Source organism: Chryseobacterium sp. KMC2 (assembly GCF_016756935.1).
Classification (GTDB): domain Bacteria; phylum Bacteroidota; class Bacteroidia; order Flavobacteriales; family Weeksellaceae; genus Chryseobacterium; species Chryseobacterium rhizosphaerae.
In genome coordinates this window covers 93,322-118,994 of record NZ_JAESIT010000014.1, presented here as the reverse complement: position 1 = coordinate 118,994, position 25,673 = coordinate 93,322, and the positions used below count along the sequence as shown (strand labels likewise).

At 36.2% G+C, this 25,673-nt stretch carries 22 protein-coding genes; 16 read left to right on the top strand and 6 right to left on the bottom strand.

Annotated elements, in window-relative coordinates; all coding sequences use genetic code 11:
- Positions 1-45: 45 nt before the first annotated feature.
- Positions 46-1,038 carry a type IX secretion system protein PorQ gene (porQ, locus tag JML65_RS16665; protein WP_202271483.1) on the bottom strand — a complete coding sequence of 331 codons (993 nt, stop codon included), beginning with the start codon at positions 1,036-1,038 and terminating at the stop codon, positions 46-48.
- A 167-nt stretch (positions 1,039-1,205) separates the two neighbouring features.
- On the opposite strand from porQ, the gene pyrH reads away from it, so the two are divergent.
- The 3 genes from pyrH (at position 1,206) to JML65_RS16650 (ending at position 3,896) form a co-directional block, all read left to right on the top strand.
- Positions 1,206-1,913 carry a UMP kinase gene (gene pyrH / locus JML65_RS16660; RefSeq protein WP_047495991.1) on the top strand — a complete coding sequence of 236 codons (708 nt, stop codon included), beginning with the start codon at positions 1,206-1,208 and terminating at the stop codon, positions 1,911-1,913.
- 138 nt (positions 1,914-2,051) lie between these two features.
- Entirely contained in the window at positions 2,052-2,606 is a 555-nt protein-coding gene (frr, locus tag JML65_RS16655) for a ribosome recycling factor (RefSeq protein ID WP_047495988.1), read from the top strand.
- 231 nt (positions 2,607-2,837) lie between these two features.
- Positions 2,838-3,896, top strand: a complete 1,059-nt coding sequence (locus tag JML65_RS16650) for a 3-oxoacyl-ACP synthase III family protein (protein ID WP_202271482.1) — start codon at positions 2,838-2,840, stop codon at positions 3,894-3,896.
- A 370-nt stretch (positions 3,897-4,266) separates the two neighbouring features.
- Here the strand turns inward: JML65_RS16650 and JML65_RS16645 are convergent, their stop codons facing one another.
- The 4 genes from JML65_RS16645 to JML65_RS16630 all read right to left on the bottom strand — a co-directional run bounded on the left by JML65_RS16645 (position 4,267) and on the right by JML65_RS16630 (position 9,815).
- Entirely contained in the window at positions 4,267-5,724 is a 1,458-nt protein-coding gene (locus JML65_RS16645) for an LptF/LptG family permease (RefSeq protein WP_202271481.1), read from the bottom strand.
- A 109-nt stretch (positions 5,725-5,833) separates the two neighbouring features.
- Positions 5,834-6,481: a LolA family protein gene (locus tag JML65_RS16640; RefSeq protein ID WP_047495980.1), complete on the bottom strand. Its 648-nt coding sequence runs from the start codon at positions 6,479-6,481 to the stop codon at positions 5,834-5,836.
- A 222-nt stretch (positions 6,482-6,703) separates the two neighbouring features.
- Positions 6,704-7,165: a hypothetical protein gene (locus tag JML65_RS16635; RefSeq protein WP_047495978.1), complete on the bottom strand. Its 462-nt coding sequence runs from the start codon at positions 7,163-7,165 to the stop codon at positions 6,704-6,706.
- A gap of 82 nt (positions 7,166-7,247) precedes the next feature.
- A complete protein-coding gene (locus tag JML65_RS16630; protein ID WP_202271480.1) occupies positions 7,248-9,815 on the bottom strand; it encodes an FtsK/SpoIIIE family DNA translocase in 2,568 nt (855 codons plus the stop codon).
- 694 nt (positions 9,816-10,509) lie between these two features.
- On the opposite strand from JML65_RS16630, the gene JML65_RS16625 reads away from it, so the two are divergent.
- The 8 genes from JML65_RS16625 (at position 10,510) to JML65_RS16590 (ending at position 20,730) form a co-directional block, all read left to right on the top strand.
- Positions 10,510-12,204, top strand: coding sequence for a hypothetical protein (locus JML65_RS16625; RefSeq protein WP_202271479.1), 1,695 nt, complete (start codon positions 10,510-10,512; stop codon positions 12,202-12,204).
- 31 nt (positions 12,205-12,235) lie between these two features.
- Entirely contained in the window at positions 12,236-12,736 is a 501-nt protein-coding gene (locus tag JML65_RS16620; RefSeq protein ID WP_202271478.1) for a hypothetical protein, read from the top strand.
- A 223-nt stretch (positions 12,737-12,959) separates the two neighbouring features.
- A complete protein-coding gene (locus JML65_RS16615; protein ID WP_237390916.1) occupies positions 12,960-13,520 on the top strand; it encodes a cysteine hydrolase family protein in 561 nt (186 codons plus the stop codon).
- Positions 13,521-13,591: 71 nt separating this feature from the next.
- Complete coding sequence (locus JML65_RS16610) at positions 13,592-14,173, top strand: Crp/Fnr family transcriptional regulator (RefSeq protein WP_047495973.1); 582 nt, start codon at positions 13,592-13,594, stop codon at positions 14,171-14,173.
- 290 nt (positions 14,174-14,463) lie between these two features.
- Positions 14,464-17,739, top strand: coding sequence for a cytochrome c biogenesis protein CcsA (gene ccsA / locus JML65_RS16605; RefSeq protein ID WP_202271476.1), 3,276 nt, complete (start codon positions 14,464-14,466; stop codon positions 17,737-17,739).
- A gap of 301 nt (positions 17,740-18,040) precedes the next feature.
- Positions 18,041-18,907 carry an SPFH domain-containing protein gene (locus JML65_RS16600; protein WP_047495968.1) on the top strand — a complete coding sequence of 289 codons (867 nt, stop codon included), beginning with the start codon at positions 18,041-18,043 and terminating at the stop codon, positions 18,905-18,907.
- A gap of 84 nt (positions 18,908-18,991) precedes the next feature.
- Positions 18,992-19,180, top strand: a complete 189-nt coding sequence (locus JML65_RS16595) for an Arc family DNA binding domain-containing protein (RefSeq protein WP_068943158.1) — start codon at positions 18,992-18,994, stop codon at positions 19,178-19,180.
- 161 nt (positions 19,181-19,341) lie between these two features.
- The gene (locus JML65_RS16590) at positions 19,342-20,730 is read left to right on the top strand and encodes a T9SS type A sorting domain-containing protein (RefSeq protein WP_202271475.1); all 1,389 of its coding nucleotides are present in this window, start codon (positions 19,342-19,344) and stop codon (positions 20,728-20,730) included.
- 76 nt (positions 20,731-20,806) lie between these two features.
- On the opposite strand, the gene JML65_RS16585 is transcribed toward JML65_RS16590, so the two are convergent.
- Positions 20,807-21,004, bottom strand: coding sequence for a hypothetical protein (locus JML65_RS16585; protein WP_047495961.1), 198 nt, complete (start codon positions 21,002-21,004; stop codon positions 20,807-20,809).
- Positions 21,005-21,138: 134 nt separating this feature from the next.
- Between JML65_RS16585 and JML65_RS16580 the strand changes: the two genes are divergently transcribed.
- From JML65_RS16580 to JML65_RS16560, 5 genes are all read left to right on the top strand, one after another.
- Entirely contained in the window at positions 21,139-22,689 is a 1,551-nt protein-coding gene (locus JML65_RS16580; RefSeq protein WP_202271474.1) for an aldehyde dehydrogenase family protein, read from the top strand.
- 115 nt (positions 22,690-22,804) lie between these two features.
- Positions 22,805-24,130, top strand: coding sequence for an L-lysine 6-transaminase (gene lat / locus JML65_RS16575; protein ID WP_202271473.1), 1,326 nt, complete (start codon positions 22,805-22,807; stop codon positions 24,128-24,130).
- A gap of 61 nt (positions 24,131-24,191) precedes the next feature.
- On the top strand, positions 24,192-24,422 hold the full coding sequence (locus tag JML65_RS16570) for a DUF2007 domain-containing protein (RefSeq protein WP_047495952.1): 231 nt from the start codon (positions 24,192-24,194) through the stop codon (positions 24,420-24,422).
- A gap of 165 nt (positions 24,423-24,587) precedes the next feature.
- Complete coding sequence (locus tag JML65_RS16565; RefSeq protein ID WP_047495949.1) at positions 24,588-25,100, top strand: GNAT family N-acetyltransferase; 513 nt, start codon at positions 24,588-24,590, stop codon at positions 25,098-25,100.
- Positions 25,101-25,216: 116 nt separating this feature from the next.
- On the top strand, positions 25,217-25,672 hold the full coding sequence (locus JML65_RS16560) for a transcriptional regulator (RefSeq protein WP_047495947.1): 456 nt from the start codon (positions 25,217-25,219) through the stop codon (positions 25,670-25,672).
- The last annotated feature ends 1 nt before the right edge of the window (position 25,673 follow it).

Here is a 25,673-nt window from a genome sequence, read left to right as displayed (position 1 = left end):
AAATCAAGAAATAATAAGAAATTTTAAGAAGGATTAAGATTATTTTTATTCTCCTCTGTGGCTGGAAAGGTCCATTGAGATTCCTATCTGATTGACGTTAGAAGAGTTGTGATATCTTACATGGGCATAATCTATACGGAATCTTGACAGTTTAACTCCAAACCCTGCAGAAAGTGCTGAAAAGTTTCTCTGATCTGCTACCGCAAGTTCATTTCCTCTTTTCACGTTGTATCCCAGTCTTATGTTAAAGTTTTTTTCTGGGAATAGTTCTGCTCCCAGAGAAAAGTGGTCGGCAATTTTTCTGCCGGCATTCACTTTTTGTCCCTCTGTATTAAATTCCGAAGAAATATCAAACTGCTGAAGATCATGAGCGGTAATAGTAACCGCAAGAGGAAAGTTTTTTAATATTTTGGTGTATCCTAAATCTACTCTGAAGGGAAGATTTTCCTTTACTCCATTGAATGATTTCAGTTGGAACCCAAAATTCCTCAGTACAAGGGAAAGAACTTCTTTGTTCTTTTTATTGTGATAGGTAACCCCTGCAGTTCCTGAAATAGCAGAAGAAGTATAATTATCAATTTTTGAAGTCACAAAATTAATTCCTCCACCGATCGTCCAGTCTTCTTCAAACTGGTATGCATAGCCTGCACCAATAGCAACATCTGAAGCTTTAAATTCTCCATTTTCAAAACCACTTTCATCAGTCCTTGGAATACTTCCATAGCTCATGTACCGGGCATTGATAGTGGCCATATGACCATTGTCAAAATCTTTGGCATACGCTATGGTTCCATATTTTGAATCAGCCAGGTAAGCTGTAGCATTCACGGAAAGCTGTTTGTCAGAATCTTTATTTAACAGGGCAGGGTTTGCAATAGCAAAGGAAACATCATAATCTCTTATCGAAATTGCATCACCACCTAAAGCGGCTTGTCTTGCAGATACAGGTATATTTAAGAACGGATAAACATTTGTTCCTGTTTGTGCATAAGAAACAATTCCTGATAGAAATAATGAAAAAATGATAATTTTCTTCAATTCAATTTATAATTAATGCAAAAATAATCCTTTTTCGTGCTTTTCAAAATATTTCTGACATTATTTCTAATTAAATATTTTTCTTTCATCAATATCTATAATGATTATATTTGCAAAATCAAATTTTGGAGAAATCAGCTCCGGTAAATCGTTATTAAAAATAAAAAATGAAATATAAAAGAATCCTTCTGAAACTAAGTGGTGAGGCTTTAATGGGTAACAGACAATACGGTATTGACACTGAAAGACTGCAGGAATATGCTGCAGAGATAAAAAAAGTAGTGGAAAAAGGTTGTGAAGTGGCGATTGTCATTGGAGGAGGAAACATTTTCCGAGGTGTTGCAGGAGCAGCAAAAGGAATGGATAGAGTGCAGGGTGACTATATGGGAATGCTGGCAACAGTAATCAACGGTATGGCATTGCAGGGGGCATTGGAAGATGCCGGAATTAAAACGAGACTTCAGTCTGCTATCGAAATGGATAAAGTAGCTGAGCCTTTTATCAAAAGAAGAGCGGTAAGACACCTTGAGAAAGGAAGAGTCGTAATCTTCGGAGCAGGAACAGGAAACCCATATTTTACAACAGATACAGCAGCGACTTTAAGAGCTATCGAAATTGGAGCTGATGTTATTTTAAAGGGAACAAGAGTAGACGGAATCTATGACAGTGATCCTGAAAAGAATGCTGATGCAGTGAAATACAACTCACTATCTTTTGATGAAGTATTTGAAAAAAATCTTAAAGTAATGGATATGACAGCATTTACTTTGAGTCATGAAAATAAATTACCTATTATTGTATTCGATATGAATAAAGATGGGAATTTAGAGAAAATTGTGGAAGGAGAAAATGTTGGTACTTTAGTTAATTTGTAATCGGGTAACAGGTGATAGGTAGCAGATAAGAGGGATTAGTGAATGTGAAATTCTTCATTACTCATTACTTATTACCCATCAATTATCAATTATCAATTATAACAATTAATGTGTAATTTATCAAACTATAATATAATAATGGAAGAATTAGATCTTATATTAGAATCTGTAAAGCAGGATATGGACGCAGCTGTAAAGCACTTGGATCATGCATTTCAAAGAATCAGAGCAGGACGTGCTTCTACGGCAATGGTTCAGGATGTAATGGTTGAATATTATGGTGCTCCCACTCCAATCAACCAGGTAGCTAATGTTTCTGTGCCGGATGCGATGACCATCTCTATCCAGCCTTGGGACAGAACAGCAATCAATGCAATTGAAAAAGCTATTATTAATTCTAATTTAGGTTTTGCGCCTTCTAACAATGGTGAGAATATTATTCTTAATGTTCCGCCTTTAACGGAGGAAAGAAGAAAAGAATTGGCAAAACAGGCTAAAATAGAAGCTGAAAACACTAAAGTAACGGTAAGAAATGCCAGACAAGATGGCTTGAAAGAGCTTAAAAAGTTAGAAGGTGTTTCTGAAGATGTTGTAAAAGGAGTTGAAGAAGAAATTCAGGGATTCACAGACAAATATGTAAAGCTTTGCGATGAGCATCTTAAGACAAAAGAAGCAGAAATTATGAAAGTATAATTTTTAGTTTTTTAAATATTAATAAGAGGTTTCCGAGAGGGAACCTCTTTTGTTTTCTGTATATCAGAACTTTAATTTTGCTTTTAATGAACTTTATTTTTTAATCGATATAAAATTTTGAATTATTAAGCCCTGTTACTATAATATTTTAATAGATATTAGCGTTAAATCATTATATTTATAAAATTATTCCTGAAACACCTTAAAAAAGACAGGAAACAAAACATTATAGTGATGACGAGAATTATTGGTGTAGGGAACTACATTCCATCTGAAACGATAACCAATCTATTTTTTGATAAGCATGTTTTTCTTAATAAAGAAGGAGTGTTATTAAAAGAAAACAATGCATCTATTACGGATAAATTAAAAAAAATTACGGGCATTGAAGAGAGGAGGTATGCGAGCAGCACACAGGTTACTTCAGATTTGGGGCTTATTGCAGCTCAGGCTGCTATAGAAAATGCAGGAATAGATCCTGAAACTTTAGACTATATTATCTTTGCCCATAATTTTGGGGATGTACGCTTCGGGACAGTTCAGTCTGATACTGTTCCCTGTCTTGCAGCAAGGGTGAAGCATTTACTGGGAATCAGAAACAACTTTTGTGTTGCATATGATGTTCTTTTCGGATGTCCCGGTTGGATTGAAGGAATGATACAGGCCAATGCTTTTATTAAAGCAGGTATTGCAAAACGCTGTTTGGTAATAGGAGCTGAGACACTTTCCCGTGTAGTGGATATTCACGACAGAGACAGTATGATTTATGCTGATGGGGCAGGAGCCGCTATTCTAGAAAACAGTACTGATGATTCCGGGATAAAGTCTCATCTTTCTGCTTCTTATACATTGACGGAAAAAGACTATCTGTATTTTGGGAAATCTTATAATAATGAACGATGCCCTGATACGAAATACATCAAAATGGATGGAAGAAAAATCTATGAATTTGCGCTTTCCAATGTTCCTGATGCTATGAAAAAATGTCTTGACAATAGTGGATATACCATTAATCAGCTGGATAAGATTATTATTCACCAGGCTAATGAAAAAATGGATGAAGCTATTGTTAGCAGGTTTTATCAGTTGTATAATACGCCGCTTCCTGAGAATATCATGCCTATGGTAATTCATAAATTAGGAAACAGCAGTGTCGCAACTATTCCAACTTTGCTTACGATGATTCTCAACGGAGAATTGGAACAACATGAAATCAAGAAAGATGATATCGTCCTGTTTGCTTCTGTAGGAGCGGGAATGAATATTAACGCATTTGTGTACAAGTTTTAACTGGCATCGATGTTTGACATACAAAAAGAGGTTTCCGGGGTCGGAAGCCTCTTTTTTATTTACACCTGTGGTTTGATTTATCCTTTCGGATCTTCATGTTTTTTTAGAGATTGATTATTTATGAGGAGGGATTTGATTTCCTTTCTGGAGAAAAGTCTTCAGTAGTCATATATTATGTACTGTAGAAAATTCCATCACTTAAACAGCCCGTAATTGAGCCATATTCTCCATGAGATGGTTGTTATGTTACAGTGATAAGCCATGTCATTTTATACTTTAAAAAATAGAAACTCCAATATTCTGTTTTCAGAAATAAAAAAGACCCGGAATTTCCGGGTCTGTACTGTATTGAATATTCAATTTCGGGTATCTATTGATACCGCTGATGCTCTTTACTTTTTGAAAATCTCTTAGTAATGGGCTTAAATAATGCCTTATATTTCTCTGCATCGAATAGCTGAGAATCTGTAAGTGCTTTATACGTCATCCAGATTCCAAAAGGAAGAAGAATGAAGTTAGGAAGCCATGCTGCCAGATACGGATTCATTTTTCCGCTCCAGGATAAATTTTCTACCCCTACATTCATGACATAGAAAATAATGAAAATAACGATGGCTATGATTACGGGAAGCCCCATACCTCCTTTTCGGATGATAGAACCCAAACTGGCTCCAATCAGGAAGAAGATAATACAGGTTACAGAATAGGAGACTATTCTTTGCTGATAAATAACCACCTTGCTGAAATATTTTACATTCGTACTGAACTCACTTTTTTTACTTTCCAGTGAGGTTTTCAGGTTATCCAGTCTGTTATAAGCATTATAGAGGATTTCCAACTTTTTGTCACTTTTTATGGTGTCCAGCTTTACCTGTGGTTTTGGAGCTGCCTTATGTGCATTGCCTCTATCCATGTAGGCAACTACAGAATTGGTCTGCCCCAGGACATCTGCTCCTACATTATCAAAAAACAGTTTGTTTTCTTTTTTGCTTTTAGCAATAGTTTGGTTCAATTGACCATATGTTTGGAAACGATAGTCATCCGTAATCTGTTCTTTTTCGATAGCCTGGTTGATAATTTCACTGATATCAAAGTGAGAGGTCAGCGTATCAAATTTAATAGCCTGATCAGGCTGTTTCATTCTGACATTTTCTCCCTTTCCTGCAAAATTGTCCTCAAATACATATCCGTTATGTAGGACAAGTTTTAAGAAGTTCTTATTGGCTGCCGGAACAAATTTTCCTTTTTCAGCGACAATAGACTGTTGGTTTTCATAGGTGTTGGCTTTTCTGTGAACAAAAACGCCCTCAATATTCTCCCCGTTTTCTCCATAAATTTTGTCAAATTTCACCATATAACCGGGAATCTGGTCAATGAATTGTCCGGGAGTGAAGTTAAGCGCAGGTTTAGTCTGTGCAATATTGAAAAGCATGTTTTTCGCCTTCTTCTGGAAATCGGGAATAATATTATTTGAAAAGAAGAAAAGCATAATCGCCAGTATGGTAGCAACGCCCAGAAGAGGCATCATAACTCTTGTCAGAGAAATTCCGGCAGCCTTCATCGCAGCAAGCTCATACCTTTCACCAAATTCTCCGAAGGACATAATACTGGCCAGAAGGATAGTAAGAGGAAGCACCATACTGATAACGCTTACCCCAAGATAAAAAAGAAGTTTAAGGATTTGCCAGTAGCTTAATCCTTTTCCCATAAATTGACCTAATTGAACCCAGATAATGTTTACAATAAAGATGAAAAACAATACGCTGAATATAAAGAAAAACGGTCCAAAGAAGGTTTTTATGATATATCGGTCTAGTATTTTTAACATGCGCCAAAATTAATCAAAAAGCCGCAAATTTTACTTGCGGCTTTTATATTTTGTTATTTTTTTAACTTAAAAACAGAATGGAGTATTTATAACCCTGTTTTCTTGCTTTTTAAAGTTCAGTAATTACGTAGTTTTTAAATTTATTCTTATCAAAAACAAACATATTCGGGTCCAAATCCTGGTTTTCCTTATATTCTTTGATGGCAATGACAGCAACATCTTTGTTGTTTCCGTGCTGTTCAAGCTTTACCATTTGTTTTTTTACAGAATCTACAAAAAGATACACATATTTTATACCGTTTGATTTTACAGGAGTCAGTTTGATAAAATCAGCATTCACACCGTTGACCATTTTCTTTCCGTTATACGTTACGTTATAGTCATTTCTATAGGTACTCAGGTAATTGATAGGGGAGAAGAGGGTGCTGTTTCCATTAGGTTTTGCAATCGTTACTTCCATATCATCCGTACTGATGTTATAAATCTTGTTTCCATCAAAGATCTGTTCGGTATCCATGATTTTCAACTTGTATTTATCTCCTGCCGAATAATAAATTCCAGGCTCGGTTTTAGTTACCTGATCATTAAGACCGCTTCCAAAAGAAAATTTGAAGTAAGAATTCTTTTTAGAATTGTAATTGGCTGTAATATCATCCAATATCTTTTTGGCTTTAGCGTCTATTTTCTGAGCACTGGCCATACCAACTGCACCTACAACAAAACTTCCTAATATAACTTTTGAAATAATATTTTTCATTTTTTTATTTAATAATCTTTAGACATTTTCTAACTCTTAAGGGGAGTGCTATTCGCTTTTTTACCCTTAACTACGCAAATCTTCCAAAAACTGTTCCAAAAAAATTCGCTATTTTTAATATTCAAGTGAAAAAATGTAAATTGGTTTTTCTTTAACCTTTTTTAATTTTTAAGAACCTGTTCCAGTGAATAAAGCATGTCCTTGTTGATAATGTTTTGTAAATTATCTTGTCTCGGGTCTTTCAATATATTTATCAAAGTTTTCAGGAAGAATATTGGTTACTGTTAATTTGTTAGAAGTGATGGTAGGCTCAATCTTAATAACTTTAGTGCTTGCATTAATTTCAACAGGATGTTTACTTCTCATATTCACCATATCTATATGAAGAGCAGTGAATTCATGTTTCCCGTTTTCTAAATTTACAATAACATATTCTTTAGGCCTGATCTGCCCCAGAGATTTGCCATCAAGTCCAATATTTAATCTTGCTGTATTATCCATTTTATGGAGAACTCCAGCACCATTATAAATGAGTACTTTGCCATTTCCCAGAGTATTATTGTCTATGACATCTAGTCTTACGGAAGAATAGTCACTGGGAACAGATCTTAATGCACAGGAAGATAATGTAAGTACAGATGCCAAAAGCCCCAGTTTGAAGATTTGTTTTATTGTAATTTTCATGATAATAGTTGAATTTGAATATTATTTATATTTCCCGGGTTATGTTGTTGCATGCCCGGGATTCATTACTTTGTATGATGAGTTAGCTTCTTAAGTCTTCTAAAAACTGTTCCAAAGAATGAAGATCACTGATGATCACCTCTCTTGCTTTAGCTCCGTTAAAGCCTCCGACAATACCGCTTGCTTCCAGTTGGTCCATAATTCTTCCCGCTCTGTTATAGCCAAGTTTCAATTGACGCTGAAGCATGGAAGTAGAGCCTTGTTGGGTAGATACGATAATTCTTGCGGCCTCTTCAAATAATGCATCTTTTTCATTAGGATCAAAAGCTCCTACCGAACTTGTAGAATCTTCAGAAACATATTCAGGAAGAAGGAATGCCGATGCATATCCTTTTTGTTCCCCAATGTATTCTGCCAGTCTTTCAACCTCCGGAGTATCTACAAAAGCACACTGAAGTCTTAGAATTTCATTACCGTTGAAATAAAGCATGTCTCCTTTACCAATCAGCTGATCTGCACCCGTAGAGTCGAGAATTGTTCTTGAATCCACACTGGAGATCACCCTGAATGCTGCTCTTGCAGGGAAGTTTGCTTTAATCATACCTGTAATTACATTCACAGAAGGTCTTTGTGTTGCTACAATAAGGTGAATACCCACGGCTCTTGCAAGCTGTGCCAGTCTGGCAATTGGTAACTCTACCTCTTTTCCGGCGGTCATGATCAGATCGGCAAACTCATCTACTACCAAAACAATATAAGGTAAAAAACGGTGCCCATTTTCAGGATTTAATTTTCTTTCTGCAAACTTCTTGTTGTATTCTTTTAGGTTTTTGCAGAATGCATTTTTAAGAAGATCATATCTTGTATCCATCTCGATACAAAGTGAGTTGAGGGTATTGATTACTTTGTTTGTATCTGTAATAATAGCTTCATCCACATCCGGAAGTTTAGCCAGATAATGTCTTTCTATTTTTGAGTATAATGAAAGTTCTACCTTTTTAGGATCCACCATTACAAATTTCAGTTCACTAGGGTGTTTCTTATAAAGCAGAGAGGTAAGAATAGCATTAATTCCTACAGATTTACCCTGTCCCGTTGCTCCGGCCATCAATAAGTGAGGCATCTTTGCAAGGTCAGCCATGAAAACTTCGTTGGAAATTGTTTTTCCGAAAACTACCGGAAGATCCATATCTGTATTTTGGAATTTCTGAGAAGCAATAACAGAGCGCATAGAAACCATGGTAGGATTCTTTCTTGGTACTTCAATACCAATAGTTCCTTTTCCCGGCATTGGCGCAATAATCCTGATCCCTAAAGCTGAAAGATTCAAAGCAATATCATCCTGCAGTTTTTTAATGGCTGCCACCCTGATACCCGCTTCCGGAACAATTTCGTATAAGGTAACCGTTGGCCCGATGGTCGCTTTGATCTCGGCAATACCTACATTAAAGTTCTTTAAGAGCCCAACAATTTTATTTTTATTTTCTTCAAGTTCTTCCTTATTGATTGATATCTCTTCATTGCCGTAATCTTTTAATAAATCTACCGGAGGCATCTGGAAATTAGCAAGATCTAATTTATGATCATACAAACCATGCATTTCTACCAGTTCCTGAGACTTTTTATCTGAATCATCCAGGGTATCAATTACAGGAGCAATTTCTACCTTAAATTTAATGTCTTCGTGAACAGGTGCAGAGGTAGAGACCGAAGATGGAGTAGAAGGTCTGATATCAAAAGCTTCCTCAGGAGTAGACATCGGAACAGCCGGTTTTGTACTAAGGTTTAAATTCGCCGATTGCGTTATCTCTTTGTGATCATTTTCAAAAGAAGTATGATTCGGAGTGACAATAGTTTCTATATCTGTAGTAAGGGGAACTTCTGAAACCTGTTTTGGAATAGATACAGCTTCCTGTTCTTTTATTTTATTAATAGGATTAGCAGAGGTCTGCTGGGTAAGGTCGCTTACCGTAACATTAGCTGCTACTTCTTCAACCTCTTCCTTCATTTCTTCATCCGCTTCAAAATCTTCATTAGAATCCGGCATCATAGCCTTTACCTTTCCTATGGTATTTTCATTGATTTTATTCAGCTTAGCTTTGATAGAGCTTGGGCGAAGATTGAATTCCAGGATGAAATACAGAAGAATGCTTGCCGCCAATACTGTCCACAACCCTACAGCTCCAATGATGGAATTAAGATAATCCATGATCTGGTAACCATATACACCTCCTAAAACGCCTTGCCCTTTGGTAAGCGCTCCCATAAAAATAGGAAGCCAGCAAATAAAAAACAGTGAATGTCCAATGGTTTTCCATGGCTTGAACATTTTCTTTTTAAGGATCATTGTTCCTACTACAAGGAATAAAAATGCAATAATAAATGAGGCAATACCAATACTTTCAAATATAAAAACATTCCCAAACCAGTCTCCTAATTTTCCAAAAATGTTTGAAGATTTTATACCCTTATCAAGCATTGTTCCTGCCTGGCTCTGGTCTGCTTTCCAGTTCATTAAATAGGAAATGAATGAGAACGCTAGAACAATAGAGAAAAGGATAAAAGTAAGCCCAAAGAATATACGCGGCTTAGATAAAATTCGGCCTGCTTCCGGCGATTCAGTCTGTTTTTTTTGTGTCTTTTTGTCCATAATATCAATATCGCAAATTTAATGTTTTTCCCACATTAAAACCTTTTTTGTAAAAAAAATCATTTTAATTTCAACAATAACAATTCCAAAAATAAAAGATATAATTATTTTTTATTTCAAATGATTGTTATTGTTATTATTTTGATTCTAGAATTTCAAATAATTTGATTTAAAATATTCTTTATTTGGTGAGAAATATATAAAATAATAATATTTTTCACTTTATTTAATTTAAAATAAAAACACATAATATCGGAAAATAAATCTAATTATGAATTATTTTGATTGATTATTGCCATATAAAATGATGATATCCTGATTTTTTTGAAAAAAATATATTGTACCTTTGAAATCTGCTGTAAGATAAATAATACAAAAAGTTCCCTCAAAATTTATTATTCATCACAGGTTGAGATTGATCCCCCTTTCAGATAAAAAAATATGTAATCATACATAAGCTAACACAGAAAAGAAACCTAATAGGATCATCTGTAAATTTTTTCCGGAACTTATCTTGTATTCAAAGCTGGTTTTTTACGATCCGGATATCCTGAACATATAGGTGGTTACTCATTGGTAGAAGAATGTCTTTCTAACCTATCCTGATTGTATGTGGGAATTCTCCCAGTAAACAGCTATCCAATTTTCAAATAACGACAAGAAAATACTTGGTTTATAATAAAAATTCTAACAAATGAAAAAGCTTTTATTTCTATCCTCTCAATTGCTAAGTTGCTTTGTCTTCGGGCAAATTCCTGCACCAGGTGGAATTTCAAATAACCTGCAGGTGTGGGTGAAAGCCAATGCCGGTACCGGTACTTCCACAGATAATGCTCAGGTTCCTGTATGGGCAAACCAAAGAACGGGTGGAGCTGATGGCATAGCCAATCAAGGTATGCCGGGGTATTATGCTGATCCTGGGATTTCTGCAAGACCTGTCTACCGTACAGAATCTTCAATATCCGGGTTTAATTTCAATCCCGCTATAGAAATTGTAAGTACAAACGGATACAGATCAGGATATAAATTTCCTTCAGGATTTCCGGATAATGCTACGAATTCACTGACTTCATATACCCATCTTTCCAGAACAGCATCGGCAACCTACAGAAGTGTTTTTGTAATGAATGGTACTGCTCAGAGTTCAAATACGACAAGTATTGCGGGAATTTGGCAGTCTCCATTCTTTGGAACCAAAACCAACCGTCCTGAATTTTATAACGAAAAAGAATTCGGGGACGTATTTTTCGGAACCGATGTAATCAATACAGTAGAAAGTAATACTCCCAGTATACAATCTTATTATAATACCAGTGTAGGAGGGAATATGAAGTACTTTTTTGATAATAATGGGTTTACTTACGGTGAAGCTTCCAATGGAGTTTCTTCTACCAATAATTATCCGGGAATGGTTCTTCTGATGGATAATGATGGAGGTTCAGGATCCACTTCCTTAGCCGGAGACAGAATAGGAGAATTTATATTGTACTCAGGTACACAGACTCCTGAAGAGAGACAGAGGGTGAATTCTTATCTCGCGGTTAAATATGGAATAACCTTACAGCAGCCACAAAATTACCTGGGGTCTGATCAGTCTGTTACGTGGAATGCCGGTATTAATACCGTTTTTAATCACAATATCTTTGGGATTGCCCTGGATGATCAGTCTGTTTTGAATCAAAAAGTGAGTAATAGTATACACATCGAAAATAATACGATGCTTACGCTGGCAACAACAAATGATTTTACTTCCGCCAATGCCCATCCGGGAAGGGCTTCATTTTCTCAGGATAAAACTTTTTTAATAACCGGAGATAATAATGTTCAGGAGCTTGCTCTGGTTAATTTTGGAACAGGTTCAGGGAGAATCATTCAAAGAAAATGGCTTGCTCAAAAGACTAATGATACCGGTTCTGTATGGTTGCAGGCTGATCTTTCAAGATATACTGATATTACAGCAACTGATAAAGTGTTTATGATGGTTGCTGATGATGAGGCATTTACCCAAAATGTACAGATGATTTCTGCGACCGCTTTTGTAAATGGGAAGGCTGTGTTTAATCATTCATTTGTAAGCAATAGATATTTCGTCTTTGGAGTAAATCTTCTGGAGTATTGTACTAAAGATCCTGCACCGGGTACGCCGGATAGTTATACCAGGATAGGTATTACAGGCCATACCCATATTCAGTCAGGGTGGCCCGGAAATGTTCCAAACGGGTTTATAGCACTGGAGTCTAAAAATAAAGGTTTCGTGATTACCAGAACAACTTCAGCAAGCATTGTCAATCCTGTAGAAGGTATGCTGATTTATGATACCGCGGAACAATGTTTAAAATTATACAACGGGACTTCGTGGAATTGTATTGTAAGATCTTGTAATGACTAATTAACTAACACCGCAAAGAAAAAGATAAGAAATGAAAAAAATAATCATCATAACAGGATTGCTTTGTGCTATGGTAACATCGGCACAGACTGCGATAGATAAAAATCAGGCTGACGGAGACGGAATATTGGATTTTGCAGCCAATACGACAAAAGGTATTTTATTACCCATTGTGGAAACGTTACCTGCAGATGCTGTGGGAGGAACTATTCTGATGGACAAGAATGATAGAATAGTAAAGATGAAGGTGGGAGCGGCGTGGACCCCGCTGAGTGATGCAGGATCTGTTGATGGGGCAGTATTCAATACCAACGAGGAAATCCCTGGGCAGAATAGAATTATTATGGGAGCTTCCGAAACAGCTGCGCCGGGAGTATTGGTTCTGGAATCTTCTGATAAGGCACTAATCCTTCCTAAAGTGGCGAACCCACATATTAATGTAAAAAGCCCATATCCGGGAATGGTATGTTATGATACTGTCAGTAAAAATATGGCTGTATTTGATGGCTTAAAATGGAGCTATTGGAAATAAAATATGAGCAGACTATTGAAACTGCTCAACCGGAAGAATTTCTTACGGTTTTTTCATGAATATGATTTTTTGAACTAGTTCAAAGGTCAGGAACTATTCCGGTCATAATTTTGTCATATCGATTTATAACAGGGAAATAATGAAAGACACTTTTAAAAGTATTCTGACTTTATGTTTGATTTTAATTTCATTCGTATCAATGAACGCACAACAAAAAAGAAAAATGGAAAACACAGCACTATTAATTATTGACGTACAAAACGACTATTTTCCAGGAGGGAAAATGATACTGGAAGGTGCGGAAAAGGCCGCGAAAAACACGCAGGACATTCTGAAATATTTTAGGGAAAATAATCTTCCCGTGGTTCACATTATGCATATTGCCACCGGTGATGGCGCTGCTTTTTTTATTCCGGATACTCACGGAGTGGAGATCAGTTCATGGGTTGCCCCAAAATCTGATGAAAAGGTTCTGGTAAAACATTTTCCGAATAGTTTCAGGGAAACGGATCTGCTGCAGTTTCTTCAGGCAAAAAAGATCAAAAATCTGGTGATTACAGGTATGATGACAGATGTATGTGTGGAATCAACCACTAGAGCTGCATTTGACTTTGGCTTTACCAATACCGTTATTGGAGATGCTACTGCAACACGAGACCGGGAATTGAACGGGCAGGTGATAAAAGCGGAAGAAGTACAAAGGTCATTTTTAGCAGGGATCTCCGCATTAGGAAATCTTTACGCCAGAATTGTCAGTACAGATGATTTCTTACATGGAAAATAAGTAACGGATAACAGGGTAATAAATAAAGGTATCAATAATAATTGGTATCTTTATTTTGCTTAAACAGAATAATGCTTGATTTACTTTATCAAAACATCAGCCGGTATATAGACTTATCCGAAGAGGAATTCAGTCGTTTTGCTTCTCCATTTGAATATAAAGTCTTTAAAAAGAAAGAGATGATTCTTAAAGAAGGGGATTACTGTTCTTTTGAAGGATTTGTTGTCAGTGGATGCTGTAAAGTATATTATCTCAATGAAAACGGTTTTGAACAGACATTGTATTTTGCGATCGAAGGATGGTGGATCACGGATATCGACAGTCTCATTAATCATGTTCCCAGCATTCTCAATATCGAAGCTCTAGAGGATAGTGAGGTTCTTATGATTTCCAAAAAGGAGAAAGAACACCTTTATGAAACAATGCCCCAGGTAGAAAAACTTTTTAGAATGATGAATCAGCAGTCATCAGTAGGATTACAGAGAAGGATTCTTTCCTTGACAGGGAAGACGGCTGATAAAAGATATGTAGAATTTTTAAAAAAATATCCGGGACTCGAACAAAAGCTTACCCAACAACAAATTGCTTCCTATTTGGGAATTACTCATGAATTCTTGAGTAAGATCAGGAAAAAAATATCCCTCGGGAAATAAATTGTAAACTCATTTTATTTTTTATAAAACTGATGTTGATTTATTATATTGTAAATCAGTATTTTGAGTTTTATGTCGGTTATTTCTGAATAGAAGTTTTCAATCACCGGTATAGGTACAATGAATCTGGAATTGCCGGGTTTTAAAAATTGAATTTTTCTTAGTGCTTTTTTAGTTATTAAGAATGATTCAAAATAAGCGAAACGGGCTTTAAAATGACAAAAAACAGCTTTTTTTAATCTCTTTGTAGTTTATCATGCTTATTTTTGCATGTCAAGTATAATTAAATCATGAAGAAGCTCCAAGATATTCTTATCTCAACCAGGACAATGGCTGTTTTGTTACTGGTGTATGCATTTGCGATGGCTTATGCAACGTTCCTAGAAAACGACTATGGAACGCCTACAGCGAAAGCATTAATTTATGAGGCCAAATGGTTTGAACTGATCATGGTCCTGCTTATTCTCAATTTCATAGGAAATATCGGCAGATACAGACTTTGGAAAAGAGAAAAGTGGCCGGTTCTTGTTTTTCACCTGGCTTTTATATTTATTTTTATGGGCGGTGCCATTACCAGATACATCAGTTTCGAAGGGCAGATGCACATCAGAGAAGGAGAAACCTCCAACGAAATCGTAACGGACAAAAATTTCTTTAAAATCCAGATCGAAGAGAAAGGGGATGTTCTTAATTATCAGGATGTACCTTATCTGATGTCTCCACTGCATAAAGATTTCAATGCGACCTATGACTTTCATGGGAAAGAAGTGAAAGTTTTTGCGAAGGAATACATCCAAAGAAAAAAAGACAGTCTGGTTGCTGAGCCGAATGGGGCAGAATACCTTCACCTGGTGTCTACAGCAAGTACGGGAAGACAGAATATTTACATCAAACCGGGAGAGACCAAGTCGATCAACGGAACTTTGGTAACATTCAACAGAGCTATTGAAGGAGCTGTGGAATTCAAAAATGAAGGTGGAAAATTATTCATCAAAACTCCTGTTGATGCAAGTTATATGACTATGGCTACTCAGGCTACCGGAAGTACAAAGAAAGATGAATTCCAGCCTTTGGCAATGAGAAGTTTATACAGTATTAATGAACTGAAACTTGTAGTGCCTGAAGGACTGAAAAAAGGAAGACTTATCGCTATTGAAGGTGATAGAAAGAAAGATGCTAGTGTTCCTGATATGCTTCAGATAGAATTACAGGGTCCAAAAACAAAGCGCTTGGTTGACCTTTCTGTAGAAAGAGGAAATCCTAATGCCTATAAACAGGTTACCATGGATGGATTAAATATCATGGTTGGATTCGGACCTAAGGTTTACAATACTCCTTTTGCGCTGAAGTTAGAAGATTTCGTGATGGAAACTTATCCTGGAAGTTCTTCTCCAAGTGCTTACGAAAGCCATGTGAAAATTGTTGATGAAGGTAAAGAAACACCTTATAAAATCTATATGAACCACGTTCTTAACCATAAAGGATACCGTTTCTTCCAGTCGAGTTTTGATCCGGACAGAATGGGAACAGTACTTTCTGTAAACCATGATTTCTGGGGAACTCTGATCTCTTATATCGGATACGGATTATTATTCTTAGGAATGTTTGTGATCTTCTTCTGGAAGGGAACTCACTTCTGGAAATTAAATAAAATGTTGGCTGATGCCAGCAAGAAAAAAGCAAAAACAGCAGCTGTTCTTTTACTGTTTTTAAGTATAGGGGTCAATGCTCAGAAAATTGAAACACACGGAACAACCGACGGAAGCAGAGAACATGTACATGTAGAAGGTGACGGGCATACTCATGCTCCGGCTCCATCTGTTCAGCCTCTTGACGGTGCTGCTCCAAAGCAGAATTCTCTGGCAACGCCAATGAATAAAATGAGATCTGTCTCTCCGGATGAAATCATTGCGAGAAACAGGATTAGTGAGGCGCATGCGGATAAATTCGGATATCTTTTGGTGCAAAGTTTTGAAGGAAGAATTGTTCCTATCAATACAGTGGCATTGGATGTTTTAAGAAAACTATATAAGAAAGATAAATTTAAAGGAACTGACGGTAAATACCTTACGGCTAACCAGTGGTTCTTATCCGTAAATACAGATACCCCAAGCTGGACAATGGTTCCCATGATTAAAGTAGGACCGAAAGGAGGGGATGAACTGAAAAATAAGACCAAAGCAGATGATGATGGATATACTTCATTAATGAACCTTTTCCCTGCAGATGCTAACGGTAATTTAACATACATTCTTGAGCATGATTATAACACTGCTTTCCGTAAAAAGCCGGCAGATCAAACAAATTATGACAAAGAAGTAATTTCTGTAAACGAAAGAGTTCAGATTTTCAACGAGTTTTTCAGTGGTCAGTTTATGAGAATTGTGCCGGTGAAAAATGACGCTAACCATACATGGCATTCATGGCTGGATCAGAAGTTTGAACCGGATATGGAATCTCAGCAGGTAATGGGACCTTATTTTGCCGAAGTTCTTACCGCTCAGAAATCAGGAAACTGGAGTAAAGCAGATTCGGAACTTGCTAAACTTTCAGAATATCAGCAGAAATGGGGTAAAAGCGTTGTTCCTGCTCAATCTAAAGTAGATCTTGAGGTTTTCATGAATAAAGCGGATATTAACTTCAAATTATTAATATTCTACACCATCATAGGAGGGCTTCTTTTGATCTTAGGTTTTGTTGAATTATTCAAATCACACAAGATTTTAAATAAGGCTATTAAGATCATTATTGCAATTGGCTTAATAGGATATTTTTGTCACTTCTTAGGCCTTGTGGCAAGATGGTATATTTCAGGGCACGCACCTTGGAGTAACGGGTATGAAGCGATTATCTTTATTTCCTGGGTAGGAATTACAGCAGGGCTTGTTCTTTACAGAAATTCCAATGCACTAATTCCTGCAGCCGGATTTATGGTAGCGGTAATTATGATGGGATTTGCTCATGGAGGTTCAGCCCTTGATCCACAGATTACACCATTGGTTCCTGTATTGAAATCTTACTGGTTAATTGTTCACGTAGCGATTATTACCTCCAGCTATGGATTCTTTGCACTATCGATGATCATTGCTGTGATCTCTCTGGTATTTTATATTATTTCAAATAAAGACACCTATAAAATTCATCATGATACCACGTTAAAAGAATTGGTAGTAGTTTCTGAAATGTCTCTTACTATTGGTCTTTTTGCTTTAACAGTAGGAAACTTCTTAGGAGGAATCTGGGCCAACGAATCTTGGGGAAGATACTGGAGCTGGGACCCGAAAGAAACATGGGCTTTCATCTCGATCATGGTGTACGCGTTTGTACTGCACATGAGATTAGTACCTGGGTTGAGAAGCAGATGGGCGTTCCACGTAGCAACAATGTTTGCATTCTGTTCAATGGTAATGACTTATTTTGGGGTAAATTACTACTTAAGCGGACTTCACTCTTATGCAGCTGGAGACCCGGTACCGGTACCGGCCTGGGTATACATCGGAATCGCAACAATGATTACTTTATCAGCAGTTTCTTATTTCAAGTTTAAAAAATTAACAAAGAAGTAAAAGCGGCAGACCTATAAAATCAAAATCCTGGAATTTATTTTCCGGGATTTTTTTTGTACATAATACAATACAGAGTGCAAAATGATATGTGGTAAGAACATTCTTACGATAGTTTGTCTTACATAGAAATCCAGCTATTGCTTAGCTATTGTGATCAACTCCGGCAATGCGGATTGGGTACGCTTCATTTTCACTTTTCTTATCCTGCACCCTGCAAAAAAAACTCATTATTTATATCGGGCATTCAAAAATTACCTCTATCTTTATGATATCAAAATAATATCAAATTAAAAATTCAGTTATGGAAAAAACATTAAAACCTATGTCGGGTTATATTACCTTAGTAATCTGTCTGGCTTTATTTGTCGCTTCGGTCTATTTCTTTATTTCCGGAGTTGATCAGAGTATTGCCTATGTGATTATTGCGATGTTTTGCTTTTTACTTTCATGCTTCTTCCTGAAAGGACTCATGATTATTCAACCTAATCACTCCAGGGTATTAAACTTTTTTGGAAAATATGTGGGTTCAGTAAAAGAAAACGGGCTGTTTTTTATCAATCCTCTGTATTCGTCACAGAAAATATCATTGCGTTCAGAAAATTTGCAGGGACAAACCTTGAAAGTCAATGATAAAATGGGAAATCCGATTGAAATTGCAGTAGTAATCGTATGGAAAGTTGGAGATACTTATAAAGCAGCTTTTGACGTTGAACGCTACTCGGATTTTGTGAAAATGCAGAGTGAAGCAGCAGTACGACATTTGGCCATGAGTTTTCCTTATGACAATTTGGAGGACGACCATGCCCCGATTACTTTAAGAGAAGGTGGTGAAAAGATCAATTCTATTTTGGAACAGGAGCTTACAGACCGTCTTTCAAAAGCAGGAATTGTCATTCAGGAAGCAAGGATCTCCCATTTGGCGTATGCATCAGAAATCGCAGGAGCAATGCTTCAAAGACAACAGGCTACTGCCATTGTTGCAGCGAGAACCAAAATTGTAGAAGGAGCCGTAGGTATGGTTGATCTTGCCTTGAAAAAGCTTTCTGAAGGTAATATCGTTGAACTTGATGACGAAAGAAAAGCCGCAATGGTAAGTAATTTAATGGTGGTTTTGTGTGGTGAAAAAGCGGCAACCCCAATATTAAATGCAGGCACCCTGTATAACTAGTTATAAAAATTGAATAATTCCAGGTTTATCGAGTTTATAAACCCAGGATATAACCCAATGCATCTTGCATCAAAAACAAGAATAATGAAATCGGAAAAAGCTCAGAACACTTCGGAAAACAAAGGCAAGAAATCCTTTGTCTTAAGGATAGATGAGTCCACCTATAAACTCCTCGAAAAATGGGCCAATGATGAATTTAGAAGTGTGAATGGTCAAATTGAATATCTCCTGCACCAAAGTCTGGTGAATTCCGGGAGAAAAAAGAAAGAATAGGGTAGAAATAACCAACTTGAAAAAAATCCGTCTTCAATTATGAGACGGATTTTTTTATGGGTTTATTTGAAAAACTTCTTAGGAAAGCCCTTTACTTGCGTAATTATTCAAGATGTTTCAAAATCTTTATTCTATAAAATTTATCTTTGCAAAAAAATATTTTGCGAAAAAAACTAATAATCTTAACTGTCATTCTTGGGCAGTTATATTCATCACAATGCTTTAAAGAATTTAGTCCTTCTAAAACCGGAAGGTATACAGCAGGTATAAAAACGGATGGTACACTCTGGACCTGGGGAGAAAAGGGGTATGGAGGGCTTGGAAATAATACACAAAGTGCAGCATATTTCCCGGAACAGATTACTTCAGATACCTGGAAGAATTTCTCATTGGGAAGATATCATACACTAGCCGTTAAATCTGACGGTACACTTTGGGCATGGGGATTAAATAATTATGGACAAGTAGGTAACGGAACAAATATAAACCAATTTGTTCCTGTACAAATTGGGATTGCTAATGATTGGAGCCTTGTAATGGCCGGAGAATATTCTTCTTTTGCGATTAAAACAAATGGAGAACTTTGGGCCTGGGGAAGTAATGCTAACTATGGATTGGGATTAGGAAATAGGATTGATGTAAAAGTACCTACCAGAATAGGTACAGATACAGATTGGAAGAAACTTTCAAGTGGAGGCAGCCATACAATTGCTCTTAAAAATAATGGAAGTATTTGGGGTTGGGGACAAAATTCATCAGGGCAGGTAGGAGCAGGAAATACGTATGTAAAAACTCCTATTCAGATTGGTACTGGTACGAATTGGAGAGATATATCAACAGGGTACAAAAGTTCTTACGGAATAAAGAATGATAATACTATTTGGGCCTGGGGAGATAATTATGCTGGACAAATAGGAAATGGAGGATGGGGAGCTCAGATCTATACCCCTATTCAGGTAGGCACCGACAATAATTGGAAAACTATTAAAGCTGGTGGTTATCAGGTTGTTGCTTTGAAATATGATAATACTTTATGGGGATGGGGATCAAATGGGTTGTCAGAATTAGGAGGATATCATGGAACTTTGAGTTATAAAATTCCGATCAGGATTGGTTTGGATTCTAACTGGAAAAACATCTACCCAGGATATGCTGCAACATATGCCGAAAAAAATGACAATACGATGTGGGTAACAGGGGACCAGTGTTGTGGTGAGTTTGGAAGTAACTTCTCAAGTGGAAAACATTACCCTTTGGCAATTATTTCAGGATACTGTGCGGAATCTATACTTGCTACACCAGATTTACCTAAGAAAAATGATATCATTGCTTTTTATCCTAACCCAGTAAAAGATATGCTTACCATCTCTTTAGATTCAAAAATACAAAGGGTTGAAATATTTGAAATGAGTGGTAAAATGATTAAAAATTATACTGATGTAAATAATTCTCAGCTAAAAATTAGTTTCTCAGAACTACTTCCTGCCACGTATATGGTTAAAATTAAAACAGAAAATGAAGTAAAGACTGTGAAAATAGTCAAAGACTAAGTTTAAGTGCCTATTTAAATAAAAAGAAAGCTGAGAATTTTTCTCAGCTTTCTTTTTATATGTATTATCCATTATCTTACCCGAACATCGTTGAAAAATATTTGGTAATAACGTTCCAAAAATTCTTTCCAAGAAAATAAATTAAAGTAGAGGTAATGATCCCTTTTACGGTGAAAAATATAATTCCCCCGACGCCAAAGCGTTTCACCCATTGTTTCCACTTTGAATTGTCTTTTTGTTTTGAAAAATCTTCTTTTGATGTATTATTCTCCATTTCCGAATGTCAAAATTTTACCCTACAAAGATAAGCATGTTTATAATTAGTCCAAATAAAAAACAAGTTAAAAATTAAAGTTTTGAGGTTCGCATAATATTTTTATCTTTAGAGAGAACGAAAAGTAAGATTTTATGTCAAAAAAAGTAAAGGATTTCGGAATCGAAACAACACTCAAAAACCTTGGTATTAAAGAAGAAAATAAAGGGACTTCAGTGGGCGGTAAATATTTCGCTTCAGGAAAGACAATAGAAAGTATCTCTCCTGTAGACGGTAAATTAATCGCTAAAGTAAAGACTTCCGGAGAAAGTGATTATGACAAAGTAATTGAGACTGCTCAAAAGGCATTTCAGGAATTCAGAATGATCCCGGCTCCTAAAAGAGGAGAAATTGTAAGACAACTGGGTCTGAAGTTACGAGAATATAAAGATGATCTTGGAAAACTGGTTTCCTATGAAATGGGTAAATCATTACAGGAAGGTCTTGGAGAAGTACAGGAAATGATTGATATCTGTGATTTTGCTGTGGGACTTTCCAGACAGCTTCAGGGATATACGATGCACTCAGAGAGACCAGGACACAGGATGTATGAGCAATACCATCCGCTAGGTGTGGTAGGAATCATCACAGCATTCAACTTTCCGGTGGCTGTATGGTCATGGAACACTGCATTGGCATGGATCTGTGGTAACGTTACCATCTGGAAGCCATCTGAAAAAACACCATTGTGTGCGATTGCATGTCAGAATATCATGAATGAAGTTTTAAAGGAAAATAATCTTCCTGAAGGAGTTTCAAGTGTATTGGTATCAGACCATGAGATCGGACAGAAACTGGTAGATGATAAGAGAGTAGCTTTAGTATCTTTCACAGGGTCTACAAGAGTAGGAAGAATGGTTTCTTCTAAAGTAGCAGAAAGATTCGGAAAATCTATTCTTGAGCTGGGAGGTAACAATGCAATTATCATTACGAAAGAAGCAGATATCGATATGTCTATTATCGGAGCGGTTTTCGGAGCCGTAGGAACAGCCGGTCAGAGATGTACTTCCACAAGAAGACTGATTATCCACGAGAGTGTGTATAATGAAGTGAAAACAAGATTGACAAAAGCTTATGGTCAGTTAAAGATCGGAAACCCATTGGATGAGAAAAACCATGTAGGTCCTTTAATTGATACTGATGCGGTGAATCAATATGAAGAAGCTATCAAAAAATGTAAAAAAGAAGGCGGAAAATTTGTTGTTGAAGGAGGTGTATTAACCGGGAAAGAATATGAATCAGGATGCTACGTAAAACCTTGCGTTGCCGAAGTGAAAAATTCTTATGAGATTGTACAGGATGAAACTTTTGCCCCGATTTTATATTTGATCAAATACAAAACCCTGGAAGAAGCCATTGCTATTCAAAATGATGTTCCTCAGGGATTATCTTCAGCGATTATGACTCAAAACCTTAGAGAGGCAGAATTATTCCTTTCTCATGCAGGTTCAGACTGTGGTATTGCTAACGTAAATATTGGAACTTCAGGTGCTGAAATCGGAGGTGCTTTCGGTGGAGAAAAAGAAACCGGAGGAGGAAGAGAATCAGGATCTGATGCTTGGAAGTACTATATGAGAAGACAAACCAATACTATAAATTATACCGCTCAACTTCCTTTAGCACAAGGGATTAAATTTGATTTATAAAAGCTTTACTTAAAGCACACAAAAAAACAAAAACAAAAATTAATAACCTGAATGATAGTAGTTTCATTCTGTGATGCTCTAACCATTCATTTATTAAATCACACATCAATTTATTATGGAACAAACATTAGATATAAAGGCAAATAAAGTAAAAGAAACAGTAGGAAAACACGTTTTGGCGGATGGGTTTGACTTCGTGATGGACATTGAAAAATCTCACGGATCATGGCTTTACGACAAACTTACAGACAGAGAATATCTGGATATGTTCTCTATGTTTGCATCAGCTTCCGTAGGATATAACCACCCTTATCTGGTAGAAAGATCAGAATGGTTAGGCAGAATGGCTGTCAACAAACCTACTTTAGCAGATGTTTACTCCGAAGAATATGCTCATTTCTTAGAAGTATTTGAAAGAGTAGTTATTCCTGAAGAATTACAATATGCTTTCTTTATCGAAGGCGGAACTTTAGGGGTTGAAAATGCTTTAAAGGCATGTTTCGACTGGAAGACCCGTAAAAACTTTGCAAAAGGACTTCAGACTGAAGCCGGAATCTGTATCCATTTCAGACAGGCTTTCCACGGAAGAAGCGGTTATACTTTAAGCTTAACCAACACTTCAGATCCAAGAAAATACCAATATTTTCCTTTATTTGACTGGCCAAGAATCCTAAATCCGAAATTATCATTCCCGATCACGGAAGAAAATCTGGAAGAAACCATTAAAAATGAAAAGCTTGCTTTATTACAAATTGAAGAAGCTATTTTGATGAATCCGGATAAAGTGGCTTGTATCATCATAGAGCCTATCCAGGCAGAAGGAGGGGATAACCATTTCAGAGACGAATTCTTATTAGGCTTAAGACAGCTTTGTGATCAAAATGAAATCTTACTTATTTTTGATGAAGTTCAGACCGGTATTGCCATTACAGGAAAAATGTGGGCTTTCCAGCACTTTACTGCAAAACCTGATATCATTTCTTTCGGTAAAAAAGCACAGGTTTGTGGAGTTTTAGCCAATAAAGAAAAATTTGATGAAGTTCCTAATAATGTATTCAGAGAAAGCTCAAGAATCAACTCTACTTTCGGAGGTAACTTTATCGATATGCTTCGTTTCCAATTGGTAATGGAGGTTATTGAAAAAGAAAATCTTGTAGAAAATGCCAGAGTCGTAGGAGACTTTTTGCTGGATAACCTGAAAGCTCTTGCTGAGAAATATCCTGAGAAAATTTCCAATGCAAGAGGAAGAGGATTGATGTGCGCCATTGATCTTCCATCAGCCGGAGACCGAAATAAAATGATGAGTGAACTCTTCAATGACGGATTGATCATTTTACCATGCGGTGACCAGTCTTTACGCTTCAGACCTCACCTGAATGTTACTAAAGAAGAAATTCAGTTGGCACTGGATAAAATAGAAAACAATATTAACAAAATTTAAAACTAGGATTTGTAATTTTCAAAAAATCATTGTATATTTAGATACTCAAACAATATAGAATATGGAAAGAAGCACGAGAGTATCGGTTTTTGAAAGTGATAACCCTTCAGAAATTCAGTTGGTTAAGTCTAAATTGGATGATGCGCAAATTACAAACACAGTTGAAAATAATTATCTTACATTTACCACAACTCCCACGGCTACGTCGTTAAAAGTAATGGTAGATCTGCAGGATGAAAAAAGAGCATTTGAAATTGTAGATGCTTACCTTCAACAAAGTGAAAATCAATAAAACAATTTCATAATTTTAAATTTTACTACTTCGAACCGAAAATTAATTTTAATTAGTTTTCGGTTTTTTAATTAGCTGCTAATTATTAAAAAAAATAAAAATCATCAAAGGATTGAAAGAACAAAACCTTGATTTTTAATCCTTTATTTCAAAAATTAAAGAACAATGAATCCAGAAATTACACTCAGAAAAGCGGAAATTGAAGACAGAGATATTATTTGGGGAATTATCCAGCAGTCTATTGAAAGAAGAAGACAGGATGGCAGCACACAATGGCAAAATGGATATCCTAACCTGGGAACAGTAGAAAGTGATATTGCCAAGGGTTTTGGATATGTTCTTACAGTAGATGGCGAAATTGCAGTCTTTGCTGCTTTGATTTTAAACGATGAACCTGCTTACAGTACCATTGAAGGAGCCTGGCTGAGTGATGGAGAGTTTGTGGTAGTGCACAGAATTGCAGTAGATGAAAAGTTTGCAGGCCAGGGAATGGTGAAAAAACTTTTTGACCATATTGAAGATTTTACAAGATCCCATGAAATTCAGAGTGTAAAAGTAGATACGAATTACGATAATATTGCCATGCTGAAAATTCTGGAAGGCAAAGGATATTCCTATTGTGGAGAGGTGCTTTTGAAGGACGGAATGAGAAAAGCTTTTGAGAAGATTATAATTTAAGCCAAAAGTTAAATCAACTTTCATTGAATTTTTAAAAGAAACTGTATTTATAATCTCTATCATCTTTGTTCGTTTAGTTCTGAACTAATTTCTACTTTTGTTTAAATTTTTATAACATGCACCAAAGTATAGAAATTGATGAAAGAATATTTCAGGATGCTGTAAAGTTTTATGGCTTTCTTTTCAACATACCCCCATTAGCCTCAAAAATCTATTCCTACCTTCTTTTTGACTATGAGAAAGTAGGAATTACTTTTGACGAGTTTGTGGAAGTGCTTTCTGCGAGCAAAAGCTCTGTGTCCACAAGTATTTCATTACTTCTCAATATGCAGCTTATCGTAGACCACAACAAGATGGATGAGAGGAAAAGGTATTTTTTCACCAATGATGAATATAAGAAAATCCGATTCGAAAAAGTTGTCCAAAAGATGCAGGATGAATTGAAACTATTAGATGATTTAAACAATTTTAAAAAAAATAAAGACGATGAATACAACGAAAGAATAGAAGCCTATAAAGCACTACTTAATAAAAACATACAAAATATTCAGGAATCTCTTAATAAACTATAAA

Bases quoted from the DNA above. Each gene is read 5' to 3' on its own strand.
- pyrH (WP_047495991.1), top strand. From the start codon at position 1,206: ATGAAATATAAAAGAATCCTTCTGAAACTAAGTGGTGAGGCTTTAATG.
- frr (WP_047495988.1), top strand. From the start codon at position 2,052: ATGGAAGAATTAGATCTTATATTAGAATCTGTAAAGCAGGATATGGAC.
- JML65_RS16645 (WP_202271481.1), bottom strand. From the start codon at position 5,724: ATGTTAAAAATACTAGACCGATATATCATAAAAACCTTCTTTGGACCG.
- JML65_RS16640 (WP_047495980.1), bottom strand. From the start codon at position 6,481: ATGAAAAATATTATTTCAAAAGTTATATTAGGAAGTTTTGTTGTAGGT.
- JML65_RS16635 (WP_047495978.1), bottom strand. From the start codon at position 7,165: ATGAAAATTACAATAAAACAAATCTTCAAACTGGGGCTTTTGGCATCT.
- JML65_RS16630 (WP_202271480.1), bottom strand. From the start codon at position 9,815: ATGGACAAAAAGACACAAAAAAAACAGACTGAATCGCCGGAAGCAGGC.
- JML65_RS16625 (WP_202271479.1), top strand. From the start codon at position 10,510: ATGAAAAAGCTTTTATTTCTATCCTCTCAATTGCTAAGTTGCTTTGTC.
- JML65_RS16620 (WP_202271478.1), top strand. From the start codon at position 12,236: ATGAAAAAAATAATCATCATAACAGGATTGCTTTGTGCTATGGTAACA.
- JML65_RS16615 (WP_237390916.1), top strand. From the start codon at position 12,960: ATGGAAAACACAGCACTATTAATTATTGACGTACAAAACGACTATTTT.
- JML65_RS16610 (WP_047495973.1), top strand. From the start codon at position 13,592: ATGCTTGATTTACTTTATCAAAACATCAGCCGGTATATAGACTTATCC.
- ccsA (WP_202271476.1), top strand. From the start codon at position 14,464: ATGAAGAAGCTCCAAGATATTCTTATCTCAACCAGGACAATGGCTGTT.
- JML65_RS16600 (WP_047495968.1), top strand. From the start codon at position 18,041: ATGGAAAAAACATTAAAACCTATGTCGGGTTATATTACCTTAGTAATC.
- JML65_RS16595 (WP_068943158.1), top strand. From the start codon at position 18,992: ATGAAATCGGAAAAAGCTCAGAACACTTCGGAAAACAAAGGCAAGAAA.
- JML65_RS16585 (WP_047495961.1), bottom strand. From the start codon at position 21,004: ATGGAGAATAATACATCAAAAGAAGATTTTTCAAAACAAAAAGACAAT.
- JML65_RS16580 (WP_202271474.1), top strand. From the start codon at position 21,139: ATGTCAAAAAAAGTAAAGGATTTCGGAATCGAAACAACACTCAAAAAC.
- lat (WP_202271473.1), top strand. From the start codon at position 22,805: ATGGAACAAACATTAGATATAAAGGCAAATAAAGTAAAAGAAACAGTA.
- JML65_RS16570 (WP_047495952.1), top strand. From the start codon at position 24,192: ATGGAAAGAAGCACGAGAGTATCGGTTTTTGAAAGTGATAACCCTTCA.
- JML65_RS16565 (WP_047495949.1), top strand. From the start codon at position 24,588: ATGAATCCAGAAATTACACTCAGAAAAGCGGAAATTGAAGACAGAGAT.
- JML65_RS16560 (WP_047495947.1), top strand. From the start codon at position 25,217: ATGCACCAAAGTATAGAAATTGATGAAAGAATATTTCAGGATGCTGTA.